The following is a 259-nucleotide window of genomic DNA, read 5'->3' as shown; positions in this document are numbered from 1 at the left end:
AACTGTTCAGAGAACAGTGCTAAGCCTTCGGGTGTGTCGCTAAAGGCTTAGCACTGGGTTCTGGCAGCGATCCTTCCGGAATTCATCGTCTCGTCGCTCCTTCGGAAGAAAGAGAGAAAAGCCTGAAAACGGAAAGGATATTTTCTTTACTGTTGGGCGTTGGTGGAGCCTAGCGGGATCGAACCGCTGACCTCCTGCGTGCAAGGCAGGCGCTCTCCCAGCTGAGCTAAGGCCCCTTTTCGAATCGCTGAAAGGATCG

1 tRNA gene is annotated in these 259 nt (G+C 53.7%); it reads right to left on the bottom strand.

From position 1 onward, the window contains the following. Window positions 1-160 precede the first annotated feature (160 nt). A tRNA-Ala gene (locus ACW4DH_RS19025) sits at window positions 161-236 on the bottom strand. Between the last annotated feature and the right edge of the window lie 23 nt (window positions 237-259).

Source organism: Halomonas sp. WWR20, assembly GCF_054602495.1.
The sequence above is the reverse complement of the archived record's forward strand: the minus strand, read 5'-3'. Positions and strand labels throughout refer to the sequence as shown.